The following is a 17501-nucleotide window of genomic DNA, read 5'->3' as shown; positions in this document are numbered from 1 at the left end:
TTATTATCACAACTAATATAAATGTTAATTTCGTTGAGGAATTATCAATTATTCATTATTTCATTATCCATTATTTATGTCTCCCTTTAATTTAAAACTACCCGTTGCTATAGGATGCGATCATGCAGGGTTTGATTGCAAAGAAGACCTGATCTCATTTTTAGAGGGAGAAGGTATTGTGTTTAAAGATTTTGGCACTTACAATAAAGACTCAGTTGATTATCCCGACTTTGCACATCCCGTTGCAAGCGCTGTTGAAAAAGGCGAAGCTGCCTTTGGTATTTTACTTTGCGGCAGTGCCAATGGCGTTGCTATCACTGCTAACAAACACCAGGGCATAAGAGCCGCTATTTGCTGGGGAGAAGAACTGGCCGAACTGGCACGCAAACATAACGACGCTAATATCATTTGTATTCCTGCACGTTTTGTACGTGATGGCGATGCGGAAAAAATGCTGGACACTTTTATGAACACTGCATTTGAAGGTGGCAGGCATGCTAACAGGGTTGATAAGATAGCTTGCTAAATCAGGTATATGCTTTATAATTTCCAAAGCCTGCAGCCGCATAATTTTGTTAGTATTTTAAAAAGAAAAGTATATCGATTGCTTTGGCCAATTACTTTAGTAGTTGCACTCCAGTTATTTTTGCCCCAGTCTAAATTAGTTAAAGATAATTTTCATTTCTATTTTCTTTTGGTAACTGAAGTATTGCAGTTATTTTCCATTTCCCGTGATTCTATCAATGAAATAGTTATTGACACCGTTAAAAAAACATTGCAGATAAGTTATTACAACTTTCACCAGGGGCAAATGAAAGAGAAGTATGCTTTTTCAGAAATTAAATTAGATATTTCAGAGTCCCGTAAAAGTGAAGTACGTGAGATTAATTTTTACATCAAAAGAAAAGCTGATTTTACATTGGAAAAAGATAAAGATAATTTCAGTCAACAGGACCTGGAAAGCCTTAAAGAACTGCTTTACAGCATTACTTCTCCTAAAAGCATTTAACCATTTATCATTTTTTATTTTTCTGCGTATCTGGTTATCGTATTTTTAAAACTTAAACTTTTAACATGAGAAAATTGATCTTTTTATGTACTGTGCTGATAAGCCTACAGGTAACAGCTCAAATGAATGATGCTGAAAAATATGCATCGGTTATTACAGGCACTAATCTTCAAAAGCACCTTACCATTATTGCAAGCGACAATTTTGAAGGCAGGGAAACCGGTACCGAGGGGCAACGCAAAGCTGCTGCTTATATCGAATCGCAGTTTAAAAACATGGGGTTAAAATCTGTACCTGCATTAAATGGTTATCAGCAGTATTATCCGCTTTTCCAGGACAGCCTTGTAACTGCCGAATTTAAATTGAATGGTAAAGATGCTGTATTTGGTAAAGATTTTATTGCACCACTTAACACCAACGAAACCGGAAAATTTAAAGGTAAAAAAATAGTTTTTGTGGGTTATGGTATTGATGATGAAAAATACAGCGATTACAAAGACATTAAAGTAAAAGGCAAAGTAGTAGTTTTCTTTTTGGGCGAGCCCAAAGCTGATGGTAAATTTATCATTAGCGGTTCTGCAACACGTGCCAGCGAATGGAGCTTTCCGGGCCTCACCAAAAAATTAGCTGCTGCTGCTGCTAAAGGCGCCATTGGTGCATTGGTGATCAATCCCAACCAGGAAGTTTTTAATCAACGTACAGTAGACAATGGTAAAAAAACCGGCGTGTATTTCCCAAGAGCTGCTGCAACAACAGGCAAAACTATTAACTACGCATTATTGTCTCATGCATTTGCTAAATCAATTGTAGGTGATTTTTTCAATTTTGATTCCTATCTCAAATCAGCTAAAGCCAGCGAACTTTTACAGATCCATTCAGTTGAAACTGGTATAAAAACAAGCTTTGTGTTTAATAAATACCGCACTACTATTAACGCCAGCAATGTAGTTGGTGTTATTGAAGGCACTGATAAAAAAGATGAGTACGTGTTTTTAACCGGCCACTACGATCATCTTGGCATAGGTAAACAAGATGGTAAAATTTATTACGGTGCCGATGATGATGGCAGTGGTACCTGCGCTGTGATACAAATGGCTGAAGCGTTTTCTAAAGCGGCAGCCGAAGGACACAGGCCAAGAAGAACCATTGTTTTTATGACTGTGAGTGGCGAAGAAAAAGGCTTGTGGGGAAGTGAATACTACAGCGATCATCCGTTTTTTCCTTTAGATAAAACAAGTGTTGATTTAAACACTGATATGGTAGGCCGTATTGATACAGAAAGAAAAACCGGCGACACTATGAACTATGTATACGTAATCGGCCACGATAAAATAAGCAGCGACCTGCCTAAAATAAATGAAGCTGCCAATAACAATTATACCAGGCTTACATTAGATTATAAATTCGACGACCCTAACGATCCTAACCGTATTTATTTCCGCAGCGACCATTACAATTTTGCCCGTAAAGGTGTTCCGATTTTATTCTTTTATGATGGTATGTTAAAAGCAGATTATCATAAACCAACTGATACTGTAGATAAAATAACCTGGGATCTGTATGAAAAAAGAGTACGCATGATCTTTCATACAGCCTGGCTGATGGCTAACAGAGATGAGATGCTGAAACGAGACACTCCTTTAAATATGGGGACCAGATAAAAACTTTAACCACCTTTTTACAAGGTGGTTTTTTTATTCGGCAGGGTTCATTACTTTAGTGTATTAATAAAATATGTACAATGGAAATAAATCAAAATAATCCACCGGAAGAAATTAAACACGACCAGATTGCAGCGTATCATGATGATATACGCCAGATAGAACTGGAAGGATACGAACTTGGCGTAAAAAAAGCACGTAATGCTTTATTCTGGACGGCCGGGCTGCTATTAATATGGCAAATAATAGCTGCAGTAAGGGCTGAAGGTGAATTTGTATTAGAACCATTTTTATTTTTAGCTCCCTTTATTATTGGATTTGTTATACTTGGTATATGGACTAAACGTAAGCCACATACTGCTATTATTATTGGTTTATGTCTTTTTATTGCACATTGGGTTTTAGTAATAGTTACCAATTTTATGTATGTCGATGACATTAGTATAGCGCAAGCCTTTTTAGGTGGTATTGTAGTACGTATAATTATACTGATAAATCTTATACGTCCTTTAAAAGATGCCAAACAGTTACAAATTGCAAAAGAAGAAAAGCGGCTTTGACCAGTAGTATATGTTTATAAAAAGAGGAAGAAAATAATTTCTTCCTCTTTTTATATAATGAACTTGTTTTATTGTGTTTTACATTTATTTTACTTCGTAAATGTTATCCGCTTTATTTACATCAGGCACATAAGTACTACCCAGCTTTACTGTTTTTATTTTTTTAGCAGATGAAACATTTACTGATACACTTGTATTTCCTTTTTCCCAAACAGCAATTGTACGATGAATTTTTTCTGTGCTGCCGTCGCTAAAAGTTACTGTAACATCCACCGGTACAGGTTTTGTTCCTTTTGATTGAATGGTGATTTGTTTACCAGCAACTTTTGTAATAGCAAGGTCCGGTACGCCATTATCAAAGAACCAACGTTTCCAGAACCAGTTGATATTTTTACCACTGCCTTCATTCATGCTATTAAAAAAATCATACGGTATAGGGTGCTTACCATTCCAGTTGCGAAAATAATTGTGTAGCCCTTTATAAAACAAATCATCACCCAGCATATCTTTTACAAATAAATAGCCCATTGCAGGTTTAGGATAACTGTTAATGAACATAGATGTGCCATACTCCTGTGTGGTAAGTGTTACAATAGGCATATCAACTTCTGTACCTGCACTTCTTTCTACGGCAGTTATTCCATATTCATCTACAATACTGGTATCTATCATTGGGGATATCAGCCACTCTCCTATTGTTGCCCAGCCTTCATCCATCCATCCGTACTTGGTTTCGTTAATGCCCATGTAAAAAGGAAACATGGTATGAAAAATTTCATGATCGGTCAGCTCAATACTTTCTGCCCTGTCTTCCACAGGATTATCATTTACCATCATCGGGTATTCCATCTGGTCTAATCCATCAAAAACAGTTTCGTGACTGTAAGGATAAGGCCATTTAGGAAAACTATAACTCATTGCTTCCACTGTTTTATGTGCATCTGCGGCAACATTAAAATAATCTTTGTGCTTAGGATTAAACACCGCATCTACTCTTGTTCTTCTTCCTGTTGCTTTATCAACAACAAGGCTTGAGCTCTGCCAGATATAATGATTGCTTAACGCAAACACTGCATCAGTTACATGCTTAGCTTCAAATATCCAGGTATTAGTGGTGTCTGATTTTGTTATCTGTTCATTCTTAATATCTGTACTGTCAATTATGGTGATATAGCTATCATTGGTTTCTGCCTGTTTAATTCTTTGCTGAAATTTATCAGTAAAGATCGCATTGCTGTTGGTAAGGTCTCCGGTTGCCCACACTACATAATTGGCAGGTACCGTTACTCTTGTTGTAAAATCGCAGAAGTCGTTATAAAATTCCTGTGTGCCTAAATAAGGATTGCGGTTCCATCCGTCAATATCATCATATACCGCAATTCTTGGAAAAAAATATGCAATGAAATAAGCACCATCTTCTACCTGGCCGGTACGTATATGCGACTTTTTATTGAGCAGGTAAGAATAACTGATTTTAAATTTACCGGATTGTTTTGGTAAAAAAGGTTTTACACGAACGCTCATATTAGTACCGTCTATCCGGCGATTTTTTTCGGCAAGTGTTTCTTCATTAAGAACAATTTTTTCAATGCTTACACCATCAGTTGCATCTTCGTCTTCTATTTTCATCAACCTTGGCGAACCTTTTTTATAAATATTGGGATAGAGTTTAAATACAATTTCCTTTAGCGTATCCGGGCTGTTATTAATATAGTTGATTTCAACCGTGCCTTTTACAATTCTTGTAGTGGGGTCAAAATTCACATCAATATTATATACCGCATGATTTTGCCAGTAATTTTTTCCTGGCTTGCCATCATTGCTCCGGGTATTTTTATCAAATGCTTTTTTAAGATTTACAGGTATAGGTAAATTTATTTGCGCCTGTACTTCCTCAATAAAAAAGAGTACACAAATAGAAAAAATTAAGTTCTTCATCACTTGTTTTTATTTTAAAGTTAAAGCAAAATGCCCACCAGTTTGGCAGGCATTTTACATATTCTTTTTAGTAACTAACTTTCTATTTTCCTGGTCATTGTATTAAGGGTAACCCAAAGCCGAAAAATATTTTCAGCCTACCAACCCAGTATCCATGCAAAAATTAATGGCGCTACAATAGTAGCATCACTTTCTACAATAAACTTAGGTGTATGAATATCCAGTTTACCCCAGGTAATTTTTTCATTAGGTACTGCCCCTGAATAAGATCCGTAAGAAGTAGTGGAATCACTGATCTGGCAGAAATAACTCCAGAATGGCACATCATGCCATTCCAGGTCCTGGTACATCATTGGTACCACACAAATAGGAAAATCACCTGCAATACCTCCACCGATCTGGAAAAAACCAACGCCTTTGCCTGCAGAATTATTCCTGTACCAATCTGCCAGCCACACCATATATTCGATACCACTTTTCATTGTAGTGGCTTTCATTTCATTCTTAATAATGTAAGAAGCAAAAATATTTCCCATGGTGCTGTCTTCCCAACCTGGCACCACAATAGGAATATTTTTTTGAGCCGCTGCCAGCATCCAGCTGTTCTTAGGATCAATCTCGTAGTATTGCTCCAACACACCGCTCAACAACATTTTGTACATGTACTCATGAGGAAAATAACGTTCTCCTTTATCATCAGCCTCTTTCCATAATTTATGAATATGCTGCTGCAATCTTCTGAACGCTTCTTCTTCCGGTATGCAGGTATCAGTTACACGGTTGTAATGATTTTCCAGCAGGTCCCATTCTTCCTGCGGAGAAAGATCCCTGTAATTAGGTACTCTCTTATAATGGCTGTGCGCCACCAGGTTCATAATATCTTCTTCCAGGTTAGCACCTGTACAACTGATGATGGAAATTTTATCCTGGCGAATCATTTCTGCCAAACTCAATCCTAATTCTGCTGTACTCATAGCACCAGCCAATGTTACCATCATTTTACCACCTTCATCCAAATGTGTTACATAGCCTTTGGCAGCATCCATTAAAGCGGCTGCATTAAAATGGCGGTAATGGTGTTCAATAAAATTTGAAACGGGTCCTTTGCTCATAATTTTTACTGCCCTGAGTTTAACGAAGGGCAAGGCTGCAAAAGTAATTTTTTTATGAAGATTATGCTTTATTTTCTGCCCTTTTTAAAATTATGTTTTACTGCTGCTGAATATAAAACCACCAATACCAGCAAGTTCTGCAATCATACTTTCTGTAAACTTTGTATATTTAATTATTATTTAATTACAGGCCAGCAGTAGTTAAATACCCAAAGAAATTTATACTGATGGAAAATAGCATTTACTGGCATGCTGTATACACAAAACCCCGCTGGGAGAAAAAGGTGGCGGCATTGCTTGAAGCAAAAGGAATTGAATACTATTGTCCTTTAAACAAAGTGACAAAGCAATGGAGCGACAGAAAAAAAACTGTACTGGAACCTCTTTTTAAATCCTACGTTTTTGTGCAGATTGCTGAAAATAAGAAATGGGATTTACTGAATATTCCCGGCATACTTAATTATGTAACCTGGCTGGGTAAGCCTGCAAAAATTAAAGACAGCGAGATAGCCACCATTCGTAAATTTTTGAAAGAATTTGAATCAGTAGAAGTGGTGGAAGGCTTATTGGAGATAAATTCCAAAGTAAAAATAAAACAAGGTGTGCTAATGAATTATCATGGCATACTGCTGCAAATTTCGGGCAACCGTGCCAGCGTTAAAATAGAAAGTATGGGTTTGCAACTGATCACTTCTATTGATAAGAAAAACCTTGAAAAAGTTGAAGCAGACAGAACATGAAGTAAATGCAGGCCTGGTTTACAAAATAAATTTATTACTCTTCAAAAATTAACGGCAATACTAAATTTAGATTGCTACTTTTGATTCAATATTGCCATTATAATCATGTTCAATTTTTTTAAGAAAAAAGAAACAGCCGTACCTGACAACTTACCTTTCACTACAGACATTCATTCTCATATTTTACCGGGTATTGATGATGGGGCACAGGATACAGCAACATCATTAGCTTTGATACAAGGATTGTATAATTTAGGCATCCGTAAATCTATTGCTACCCCACATATTATTGGTGATATGTACCGGAATACACCCGAAACAATTGCAGCAGCGTTGGAGAAAGCGCAGGATGCCTGCTACGAGGCAGGATTGGACATTGAATTATCTGCCGCTGCAGAATATATGCTGGATGATTATTTTTTAGAACTACTAAAAAAGAAAGACCGCTTGCTTACACTGCATGAAAATATTATACTTACAGAAATATCCTACACCTCTACGCCTGAAAATCTTGGAGAAATTACAGCGGGTATTATAGCAGAAGGATACAGGCCTGTATTAGCACATCCGGAAAGGTATCATTACTACCAACAAAATTTTGACGAGTATTATCATTTAAAGGAAATGGGCTTTGTTTTACAGGTAAATATTTTATCGTTAGCCGGGTATTATGGTAAGCGTGCTGAAAAAGCTGCAAAGTTTATCCTGGAAAAAAAATTAGCTATGATGGTAGGTACCGACCTGCATCATCAGAAACATTTAGATGCACTGAATCATCCGGCTAATAAAGTAATTTTTCAAAATCTTTTAGGCACAGATATTTATAACGACCTTGACCTTATACATAAGATCAAATAAGCTAAGCCTGCTTAAAATTGCGTTTTAGTTTTTCCAACTATATGCTTTTACACCGCAGCAGATTTCAGCATTTTCAGGAAACCGTTATCTTCGTTTACCAGAATATATCACCACCCGGGTAACTATAAGCCAAAAGCCTTTCAAATGAAATTACTTTCTACCGTACTGCTGCTTATCATCTTTCACTGCAGTTTTGCCAACACTTATTATATCAGTTCAAAAGGCAGCGACCAAAATGGTAGTGGCACTTTAGGTAGCCCCTGGCATTCTTTATATAAAGCAACTGCGTCTGTTACAACACCAGGCGACATCATTCATGTAATGGCAGGCACTTATAACGAAGCGGTAAGGTGTAACCTTGCTGTTGGTGTAAGCATTGAAGGAGATGGGCCATTATCGGTAATTCAATCTACTTTAAGCATTGAATTTGCAGCCATTATTGTGGCTACCTCAAAAGAAGGCACAGATGGCAACCAGCACATCAGTAATATAAAAATAGATGGAACCAACAGAACCGGGTCCTGGGCTATTGAAATAAGGGGAAGAAAAAATGTAAGTATTCATGATTGTATTATTGCTGACTTTGATGACCGCGGCGTAGTATGGGCAGGCAGAGAAGATAATGAAGAAGGTGCTCCTGAAATATATGCAACCGGCAACAGTTTTTATAACAATACCCTTACCAACTGTGCCAAATATGATGGTTATGGCAGAGGCTGTTTTAATATTGGCGGGCAAGAGGGAATGCTGATCTATAATAACACCATTACTCAAAAAGGCAGATTAATAGGCACCAATGGCTGGCCAATAAAATATTACAACGGTGGCTTTTTAAAGGCTTGCAAAATATATAACAACATAATTACTAAAGAAGCTTATGATGGTATTAGTTGGGATTTTGCAATAGAGCTGTTTAATGTATTCGGACTGGAAATTTATAACAATACAATAATTGGTGCAATTGATATCAATCACCAGACAAAAGACAGTTATGCTTACAGCGTTTATATCCATGATAATATAATTGGCCCGCCAAGTTTACAATCCCGGTTAGAAACTGGCATTACCCTGGAATATGAAACAGATGGTGCTATTATAGAGAACAATCATTTGAGAAATTTAGGAATGCCGGTTTATTTTACACCACGTGAAGGCAGTATTGTAAGTAACGTAACTATAAAGAATAACCTATGCGATAATATCGGTGTTACCGATGAGAGTCATCATGGCTATGCCATCAATTTTATAAGCAGTGGCAAGAGCTATTTTATTTCTAATTTCTTTGTTTATGGTAATAAATTTATTGCCAATGCCAACGCCGCACCTTATTATGGCATAGGAATAGCAGGTGCGGCTTATGCCACCAATATCAAAATACACGATAACACTATTAAGGGATTTACTGTAGCCGGTATATTAGCAAACCCTGCGTTTGTAATTGATACCATGCTTATCGAAAACAATTTATTATCGGGGAATGGAAATGGTAATAACCCGTTTTACATAAGGGGTGTGCCTAATAATTATGTGTTTAAAAATAATACTAAAAGTAAATCAGATGGCGGCGTAAGCCCGGGATTTAATTTTACCCAACGCATAGTAAGACCATTTTACTACGAGCTTAAAAATACCGGCATGCTGGAAATTATTGCCGTACTTTCCGGCCTTCTGGCTTTGCTGTTTGCCAGTAAAGAGAACGTATATGCATACCCTGCATTTTTAGTTAACCGAACTGTATTTTTATTCTTAGGCTTTGATGAAGAATTGGTGGGGGAAATTTGTGTTGACCTGCTTTTTATTGCGTTGTGCATTTATGGCTGGAAAATATGGTTAAAAAGAGACCGGAAAAAGCATCGCATTGTCCGGGTTACCAGTTCTGATAAAAAAGATTGGCTGCTGCAACTGGTATTTTTTATGATATCATTAGTTGGCATTTCCCTGTCTTTTATATATTTCAAAAAAGAGTTTACAACAGGCGCATCTGCATGGATAGATGCATTTGCAGTTGCTACTGCATTAACCGCAATGTTGTTAATTGCCAGAAAAAAAACAGAAGCATGGTATTGGTGGATTGCCACCAATATTGTTTTAATGATTTTATTTTTTACCAGGAATTATTTCCTGATGACTATATATCATTTTGCTTTACTGGCCATGTGTGTATGGGGGTTGCGTAAATGGAACAAAAGAAAAAATGCTAAAAGAAGGTCTTCAAACAAAGTTATTGCAAACAAACAAAATTGATTTAAAGAATACCAGGATATTCTTTAAGCTTGCTTAGCAGAACTTTTAACCTGGTCTTTTATATAATCGGAAAGACGAAGACTTATCGCAACCACTGTAAGTGTGGGGTTTACCGCACCCCCTGTTGCAAAACAAGAAGAGCCTGCAACAAATAAATTGCTTATACCGTGCACTTTACAGTTGGCATCCACTACGCCTTTCTTCGGATCTTCACTCATACGTGTAGTGCCTAAATGATGCCAGCCGCCACTCACCAGTGATGAAGGAACTGATTCATCTTTTGTATCCAGCATAAAATCCGGAATTCTTACACGGCCCACACCTGATATACCAATCTGCTGAGCAAATACTTCAATTATTTTGGTCACTGTTATTTTATCAGGCGGAGACATCTGCCAGTTTAAATTGGCACGGGGTACACCTAAGGCATCTTTTTCTGTACTCAATTCAACACGGGATGCCGGATTAGGCACCTGTTCCATCCTGGTGAGCAGTCCATAAGCTTTGTATAATTTTGATGGCATAAAATGCCGCTCGAAAAAGTTCCTTCTATCTAAACTATTATATTTCTTAAACGAGTCAAGACTGTTCCTGGGATCATCGGCAGACCACATTTTAATATTTGATATCCTGTTTTTAGATAATTCCAACGGAGTTAAAGAAATAGTGCCATTCATTATCTTAAGCTCCTCCTGTTTTTTTGCAGTAATAGCCATCTCCACTCTTTCAGTAATACCTTTCCCCATTTGATACAGGTCAAGGGTATCTGAATTGGCAAGCCATAATTCGCCTGATTCAATATGCGGATGTTCCATGAAGTACCGGCCCACAACATCATTATCATTGCCAAGCCCTTTTGGTGCCTGCTTGTTAGATGCCAATAATACCCTTGAATTTTGTATAGAGCAGCAAGCCATAATAAAAAACTTAGCCCTTACCGTATGTTGCCTGTCCGCATAGTTTTTTATAACTACTTCTTTAATTTCAGAAACATTTTCTGTAGCAGTAATATCAACTACATTGGCATACGTATACAGGTGAATATTCTTTGCACCTACAATTGTCTCTTTATATTTTGAACCAAATCTTGTAGGGGGGCTAAACTGCCACATTTTACTCCAGATCACATTTTGATCTAATGGCAACTCTTTTAAAGAAGGATTTTTTTTAAGCCAGTATTTTACGTCCCATTCGTATGGTCCAAGGTCTAAAATAGGATGCGCCCTCGGATAGAAAGGTTCTATATCTTTTAATTTAATCGGCCAACCGCTATTTTCCACCCATTCTCTTTTTTCAAAATCCAGTTCATCAAAAGTAGAGCACATACCTCCCCAATGACCGGTACTACCACCAAAATAATGTAACCGGCTGGCTTTCATAGGAAAATACGGCTGCCCTGTTAGTTTGCCATTATATAATTCCTGTACCTTATCATCATAATCAAACCCGCCGCCTTCCAGCAGAATTACTTTATATGGTGTATTCATCCATTCAAGAGCAATACTGATACCAGCAGCCCCTGCGCCTATAATACAAATATCCCCTTCTATTACGGATTGATTGTCAATTTGCCTGGCATCAATATGCATACTATGCTTGGTTTTGGTGTAATGATAAAAGTGCACATTGCCGTGCTTCTGTTATTGAGATAAACCATCCTTTTATAATAATCGTTTTTGCGGCTACAAATTCATCATGAATTTTTTTATTGATAAATTCAGTCATCCGTAGCTTGTCACTGGTTTTTAGTTGCTGACTCTTATCATCTGTAAGAATCAGATCAGTTAGTTTTTGCCTTTCATTTTCAATGGGTACAAGTTCTCTGTACCTGGCACCAATTTCTCTTAATTCACTCTCTTTACAGAATTTGCCTAGCAAATCAGGAGTAATAAGGGGATCAGGTTGCCACCACTGCTTTTTAAGGTAATACGCAACGGGCAAACCAACAGCCACTACCGATGCAGAAATAATAAAGTTTCTTCTTTTCATATCAGAGTTTCTGGTACAAATGAAATAATAATTTTATTTAAACAGGATTAAATTGGTTTCAAACCAGTCTTTGTTACAAAAATCGCCACTTATCCATCAAAACAGGAAACATTTTCGCTAAAAACGGATTTAAAGAAATGCCCTACTGTTTAATATTTTTTTAACAAAATGCTTTTTGGCACGTGTAAAACCGGCTATTAGAACTATTTTTTGCCAATTTTATTGTTTTACACACTGTAAATACCTGTGTAACAACTCTTATTGAACTAGCGGATTATATCACGAAAAAATATAAGATTAATTTTTTCCAGAATATTTAAATTTCTACACAAAATAGTTGATTTTTTGCTATTAAAATCCCAACATCTTATAAACATCATGTTGAAAAATAAAAATTAGCATAGTATTTGATAAATGCTCATGTGAAATCTAATATTCTTAATTTGGGCAACCATCATTCCCCGAAGATTTGTATGAGCAATAAAAGTAAAGCCTTATTCGTTACTAAAACGATTCAAGCATCCATTATATCCACTAATATCTTATTAAAACTCCTATGAAACTAATTCTATTTTTTTTAGGTATCCTCCTATCAACAATCACCAATGCAACTACCTACTACGTTAGTACTACAGGTAACGATGCAAGCGGTACCGGAACAATTACCAATCCTTGGAAGACATTGTACAAAGCCACTAATGCTGTAGCAGCTGTGGGCGACATTATTCATGTAAATGCAGGTACTTATCTTGAAACATTACAGTGCGTTTTAAAACCAGGCGTAAGTATTGAAGGCGATGGCGCTACTTCTATTTTAAAAACCACACTTACTGCAGACTGGACAGAATTATTATCATTGCGCTCTCCGGAAGGCACTAACGGTAACCAGCATATTTCTAATTTAATGTTCGATGGACAAAATCTATCTACTTTCTGGGGTATTTATGTAGGTGGCAGAAGCAATGTAAGTATTCACGATATTACCATGGTGGATTTTAAAGACCGTGGTGTTTTATTCGGCGGACGTAATGATGGCGCTGGTGCACCTCCAACTATTTATGCTACCGGTAATACTTTTTACAATAATACCATTACCAATTGCGCCGCTTATAATTTACCTACCGGTTCTTATGGCCGTGGTTGTTTAAATATCGGCGGTCAGGATGGTATGTTGATCTACAACAACACCATCTCTCAAACCAGCAGGCCCGAAGGTTATAATGGCTGGCCTATTAAAGGCTGGAATGAAGGCTATGTAAGAGGTTGTAAGATCTACAACAATACCCTCAACAAAATACCCATGGGTAACTCCACCGGTAATACCGGCTGGAACTTTGCCATTGAATTATTTAATGAATCAGGCCTTGAAATTTATGGCAATACCATCACTGGTGGTTCTATCGATTTAAACTTTCAGACTAAAAACGGTTATGCCTATAGTGTATGGATACACGATAATATAATTAAACAAACCGCTTTAAACACCTGGATAGAAAGCGGCATAGTACTGGAATATGGTACTGATGGTGCTATCATTGAAAATAATACCATTGATAAAAAAGCACATGGTATTGAATTCAACCCCCGGTCGGGTGATATTGTTAAAAATGTTACTATACAAAGAAACCTTATCACGAATGTAACTATTGCACAGAACACCGGTGGCTTGATCGGTATTTTCAGCAATGCAGGCGATTACAGCATTGACAATTTTAATGTATTGAACAACACAATGGTAGCCACAGCAGGTTCTGCACCATGGTGGGGAATAAACTTAGGTGGCCTCAACACAGGTTATGCCAGGAACGTAAATATCAAAAATAACATTATCACGAATATAGTAAGTGGCTGGCTGGTACAGGGTGGTGCTGTGGGTATTGACTCGCTGTCAATTCAAAATAATAATACTTTCAATAATGGCAGCAGCAACAATCCGATCTTCAACGGGGTGCAGCCAACTCATTATACCAATACCAATAATATTCACATTCTTCCGTTATTTATTTCGCTTACTAATTTTCTCCTGCAGCCTTTATCTCCGTGTATTGATGCAGGTACTTATGTAGGCTTAACCTATTCAGGCAGTGCTCCGGACATAGGATATGCTGAATATGGTGGTGTGACTAATAATCCACCAACAGCCAATGCAGGACCTGATCAATCCATTACTTTACCTACCAACTCGGTTACACTTACAGGTTCAGGTACTGATACTGATGGAACGATCACTGCTTATTTGTGGACCAAAATTTCTGGCCCCACTGCCGGCACAATTGCTAACTCAGCTTCGGCCACCACTACAGTTACGGCTTTAGTGCAGGGTACTTACAAGTTTGAATTAAAAGTTACTGATAATAATGGTGCCGTAGGAAGGGATACCATGCAGGTAATTGTAAATCCTGACCCAAACGTGCCCCCAACCGCTAATGCCGGGCCTGATCAAAGCATTACTTTACCTACCAACTCGGTTACACTTACAGGTTCAGGTACTGATACTGATGGAACGATCACTGCTTATTTGTGGACGAAAATTTCTGGCCCCACTGCCGGCACAATCACTAACTCTGCATCAGCTGCTACTACAGTTACAGCTTTAGTGCAGGGCACTTACAAGTTTGAATTAAAAGTTACCGATAATAACGGTGCCGTAGGGAGAGATACCATGCAGGTGATAGTTAACCCTGCGCCTAATGTTCCTCCTACTGCTAATGCCGGCCCTGATCAAAATATAACTTTGCCTGCCAACACTATTAGTCTTAGCGGTTCTGGTACTGACCCCGATGGAACGATTACCGCTTACCTGTGGACGAAGATTGCTGGCCCTGCTGCAGGTACAATTACTAACTCAGCATCAGCTGCTACTACAGTTACAGCTTTAGTGCAAGGCACTTATCAGTTTGAATTAAAAGTTACTGATAACAGTGGTGCTACCGCAAAAGATACTATGGTAGTGGTTGTTAATCCCGATCCTAATATTGCACCTACTGCCAATGCAGGAACCGACCAGGCCATTACTTTACCTACTAACTCGGTTAGTTTAAGCGGTTCTGGCAATGATCCTGACGGAACGATCACTGCTTATTTGTGGACTAAAATTTCTGGCCCCACTGCCGGCACAATCACTAACTCTGCATCAGCTGCTACTACAGTTACAGCTTTAGTGCAGGGCACTTACAAGTTTGAATTAAAAGTTACCGATAATAACGGTGCCGTAGGGAGAGATACCATGCAGGTGATAGTTAACCCTGCACCTAATGTTCCTCCTACTGCTAATGCCGGCCCTGATCAAAATATAACTTTGCCTGCCAACACTATTAGTCTTAGCGGTTCTGGTAATGACCCCGATGGAACTATTACTGCTTACCTGTGGACGAAGATTGCTGGACCTGCTGCAGGTGCAATTACTAACTCAGCAGCTGCTGCTACCACAGTTACAGCTTTGGTGCAAGGCACTTATCAGTTTGAATTAAAAGTTACTGATAACAGTGGTGCTACCGCAAAAGATACTATGGTAGTGGTTGTTAATCCTGCGCCTAATGTGGCACCTACTGCCAATGCAGGACCTGATCAAAATATAACTTTGCCTGCCAACGCTGTTAATCTCAGCGGATCGGGTATTGATCCTGACGGAACGATTACCGCTTACCTGTGGACGAAAATTTCCGGACCTGTTGCAGGAACAATTACAAACACCGCTTCAGCAGCTACCACTGTTACAGGATTAGTGCAAGGCACTTATCAATTTGAATTAAAAGTTACTGATAACAGTGGTGCCACTGATACAGACACCATGCAAGTAATCGTTAATGCTGCTAATATACCTCCTGTTGCTAATGCAGGAGCCGATCAAAATATTACCTTACCAACCAATTTCGTAAACTTAAGTGGTTCAGGTACTGATCCTGATGGAACAATCAGCGCTTACCTGTGGACGAAAATTTCCGGACCTGTTGCAGGAACAATTACTAACACTGCTTCAGCAGCTACATCCGTTACAGGATTAGTGCAGGGTACTTACAGATTTGAATTGAGAGTTACCGATAATAGCGGAGCTACAGCAAGAGATACCATGCAGGTTACAGTTAATGCAGCACCGAATATTCCTCCTACAGCAAATGCAGGCGTTGATCAATCAATCACTTTACCCACCAACTCTGTTAACCTCAGCGGATCGGGTATTGATCCTGATGGAACGATCACTGCTTATTTGTGGACAAAAGTATCCGGACCAACCGGAGCCGGAACAATTACCAATCCAAATGCAGCAGCCACATCTGTAACTGCATTAGTAGCGGGTATTTATAAGTTTGAATTAAAGGTTACAGATAACAGCGGTGCTACCGATACAGATACCATGCAGGTAATTGTATTTGCTCCAAACATTCCACCGGTTGCTGATGCAGGATTGAACCAGTCAATAACACTGCCTACCAATACAGCAAACCTTACCGGCAGTGGAACTGATGTGGATGGAACTATTGTTGCCTACAAATGGACCAAACTTTCAGGGCCGGCCGGAGGGACAATAGCAAACTCTGCTGCTGCCGCAACTACAGTTACAGGGTTAACAGCGGGTATATATGTGTTTGAATTAAAAGTTACCGATAATAATGGCGCTACTGCAACCGATAATATGCAGGTAACGGTTAATCCTGCAAATATTCCCCCGGTTGCTAATGCAGGGCCTGATCAATCAGTTGTACTCCCTGCTAATAATGTGTTGCTTACTGGTAGCGGAACAGACGTTGACGGAACAATTATAGCCTATGGCTGGAGACAAATATCCGGCCCTCCGGACAAGCTTATTTCTATTAATACCGCCTCTACCTTTTTACAAAACCTGGTAGATGGTTCCTATAAATTTGAACTTACGGTTACAGACAACAGGGGTGCTACCGATAAAGATACAGTGAGTGTTCATGTTGCTACTCCGGTAATACCTGACAATAATGGTATCAAAGTGTATCCTAATCCGGTAGTTGATTTTACAACTTTAGATATTAATTCCACCATACCGAATACAACATTGCTGGTAGTTATTACCGACATGCAGGGTAAAATGGTTTACAGAAAACAACTGGTAACCGGCACTTACAATACTAAAGAAAGAATAAATATGAGTACTTTGTCAAAAGGGACCTATCTAATGACGGTTTATTTTGATAGCATTAATAAACAAAGTATAAAGGTTATTAAGCCTTAAATAATTCAGTTATAAAATAAAAGGAGGAAACCGGTGAACGGTTTCCTCCTTTTATTTTATATAGTGCCTCGTCCTAAAATAAGTTGACACAAACCCAGTGTCACCATTATGAATAAAGGACAATTTCGAGTTAGTAAACGTACTCAAAAAGATTACAGTTTATCATTCAGATTACAGGTTGTAGATG

The 17501-nt window shown here is 38.2% G+C and carries 12 protein-coding genes; 8 read left to right on the top strand and 4 right to left on the bottom strand.

Annotated features, from left to right (window positions below; all coding sequences use genetic code 11):
* Positions 1 to 76 precede the first annotated feature (76 nt).
* The 4 genes from rpiB to ACQ334_RS23770 all read left to right on the top strand — a co-directional run bounded on the left by rpiB (position 77) and on the right by ACQ334_RS23770 (position 3230).
* A complete protein-coding gene (rpiB, locus tag ACQ334_RS23785; RefSeq protein WP_430990791.1) occupies positions 77 to 526 on the top strand; it encodes a ribose 5-phosphate isomerase B in 450 nt (149 codons plus the stop codon).
* Positions 527 to 535: 9 nt separating this feature from the next.
* Positions 536 to 1009: a hypothetical protein gene (locus ACQ334_RS23780; protein WP_430990790.1), complete on the top strand. Its 474-nt coding sequence runs from the start codon at positions 536 to 538 to the stop codon at positions 1007 to 1009.
* A 65-nt stretch (positions 1010 to 1074) separates the two neighbouring features.
* Entirely contained in the window at positions 1075 to 2670 is a 1596-nt protein-coding gene (locus tag ACQ334_RS23775; protein WP_430990789.1) for a M28 family peptidase, read from the top strand.
* A gap of 80 nt (positions 2671 to 2750) precedes the next feature.
* Positions 2751 to 3230, top strand: coding sequence for a hypothetical protein (locus ACQ334_RS23770; protein WP_430990788.1), 480 nt, complete (start codon positions 2751 to 2753; stop codon positions 3228 to 3230).
* A gap of 84 nt (positions 3231 to 3314) precedes the next feature.
* On the opposite strand, the gene ACQ334_RS23765 is transcribed toward ACQ334_RS23770, so the two are convergent.
* Positions 3315 to 5168: a M1 family metallopeptidase gene (locus ACQ334_RS23765; protein WP_430990787.1), complete on the bottom strand. Its 1854-nt coding sequence runs from the start codon at positions 5166 to 5168 to the stop codon at positions 3315 to 3317.
* 137 nt (positions 5169 to 5305) lie between these two features.
* A complete protein-coding gene (locus ACQ334_RS23760) occupies positions 5306 to 6280 on the bottom strand; it encodes a deoxyhypusine synthase family protein (protein ID WP_430990786.1) in 975 nt (324 codons plus the stop codon).
* A gap of 227 nt (positions 6281 to 6507) precedes the next feature.
* Here ACQ334_RS23760 and ACQ334_RS23755 point away from each other — a divergent pair, with 227 nt between their 5' ends.
* The 3 genes from ACQ334_RS23755 (at position 6508) to pnuC (ending at position 10122) form a co-directional block, all read left to right on the top strand.
* Positions 6508 to 7020 carry a UpxY family transcription antiterminator gene (locus ACQ334_RS23755; RefSeq protein ID WP_430990785.1) on the top strand — a complete coding sequence of 171 codons (513 nt, stop codon included), beginning with the start codon at positions 6508 to 6510 and terminating at the stop codon, positions 7018 to 7020.
* Between the two features lie 105 nt (positions 7021 to 7125).
* Positions 7126 to 7878: a tyrosine-protein phosphatase gene (locus ACQ334_RS23750; RefSeq protein WP_430990784.1), complete on the top strand. Its 753-nt coding sequence runs from the start codon at positions 7126 to 7128 to the stop codon at positions 7876 to 7878.
* A 144-nt stretch (positions 7879 to 8022) separates the two neighbouring features.
* Positions 8023 to 10122, top strand: coding sequence for a nicotinamide riboside transporter PnuC (gene pnuC / locus ACQ334_RS23745; protein WP_430990783.1), 2100 nt, complete (start codon positions 8023 to 8025; stop codon positions 10120 to 10122).
* Positions 10123 to 10145: 23 nt separating this feature from the next.
* Here pnuC and ACQ334_RS23740 read toward each other — a convergent pair whose 3' ends face one another.
* Positions 10146 to 11711 (bottom strand): GMC oxidoreductase, encoded by a 1566-nt coding sequence (locus ACQ334_RS23740; RefSeq protein ID WP_430990782.1) that lies wholly within the window; start codon positions 11709 to 11711, stop codon positions 10146 to 10148.
* A gap of 1 nt (position 11712) precedes the next feature.
* Entirely contained in the window at positions 11713 to 12111 is a 399-nt protein-coding gene (locus ACQ334_RS23735) for a hypothetical protein (protein ID WP_430990781.1), read from the bottom strand.
* A 556-nt stretch (positions 12112 to 12667) separates the two neighbouring features.
* On the opposite strand from ACQ334_RS23735, the gene ACQ334_RS23730 reads away from it, so the two are divergent.
* Positions 12668 to 17314, top strand: coding sequence for a PKD domain-containing protein (locus tag ACQ334_RS23730; protein ID WP_430990780.1), 4647 nt, complete (start codon positions 12668 to 12670; stop codon positions 17312 to 17314).
* Positions 17315 to 17501 lie beyond the last annotated feature (187 nt).

The organism is Ferruginibacter sp. SUN106 (assembly GCF_050611765.1).
Lineage (GTDB): Bacteria > Bacteroidota > Bacteroidia > Chitinophagales > Chitinophagaceae > Ferruginibacter.
This window is presented reverse-complemented; position numbering and strand designations above follow the sequence as displayed.

Coding starts and splice junctions, on each gene's coding strand:
- rpiB (WP_430990791.1), top strand. CDS start 77: ATGTCTCCCTTTAATTTAAAACTACCCGTTGCTATAGGATGCGATCAT.
- ACQ334_RS23780 (WP_430990790.1), top strand. CDS start 536: ATGCTTTATAATTTCCAAAGCCTGCAGCCGCATAATTTTGTTAGTATT.
- ACQ334_RS23775 (WP_430990789.1), top strand. CDS start 1,075: ATGAGAAAATTGATCTTTTTATGTACTGTGCTGATAAGCCTACAGGTA.
- ACQ334_RS23770 (WP_430990788.1), top strand. CDS start 2,751: ATGGAAATAAATCAAAATAATCCACCGGAAGAAATTAAACACGACCAG.
- ACQ334_RS23765 (WP_430990787.1), bottom strand. CDS start 5,168: ATGAAGAACTTAATTTTTTCTATTTGTGTACTCTTTTTTATTGAGGAA.
- ACQ334_RS23760 (WP_430990786.1), bottom strand. CDS start 6,280: ATGAGCAAAGGACCCGTTTCAAATTTTATTGAACACCATTACCGCCAT.
- ACQ334_RS23755 (WP_430990785.1), top strand. CDS start 6,508: ATGGAAAATAGCATTTACTGGCATGCTGTATACACAAAACCCCGCTGG.
- ACQ334_RS23750 (WP_430990784.1), top strand. CDS start 7,126: ATGTTCAATTTTTTTAAGAAAAAAGAAACAGCCGTACCTGACAACTTA.
- pnuC (WP_430990783.1), top strand. CDS start 8,023: ATGAAATTACTTTCTACCGTACTGCTGCTTATCATCTTTCACTGCAGT.
- ACQ334_RS23740 (WP_430990782.1), bottom strand. CDS start 11,711: ATGCATATTGATGCCAGGCAAATTGACAATCAATCCGTAATAGAAGGG.
- ACQ334_RS23735 (WP_430990781.1), bottom strand. CDS start 12,111: ATGAAAAGAAGAAACTTTATTATTTCTGCATCGGTAGTGGCTGTTGGT.
- ACQ334_RS23730 (WP_430990780.1), top strand. CDS start 12,668: ATGAAACTAATTCTATTTTTTTTAGGTATCCTCCTATCAACAATCACC.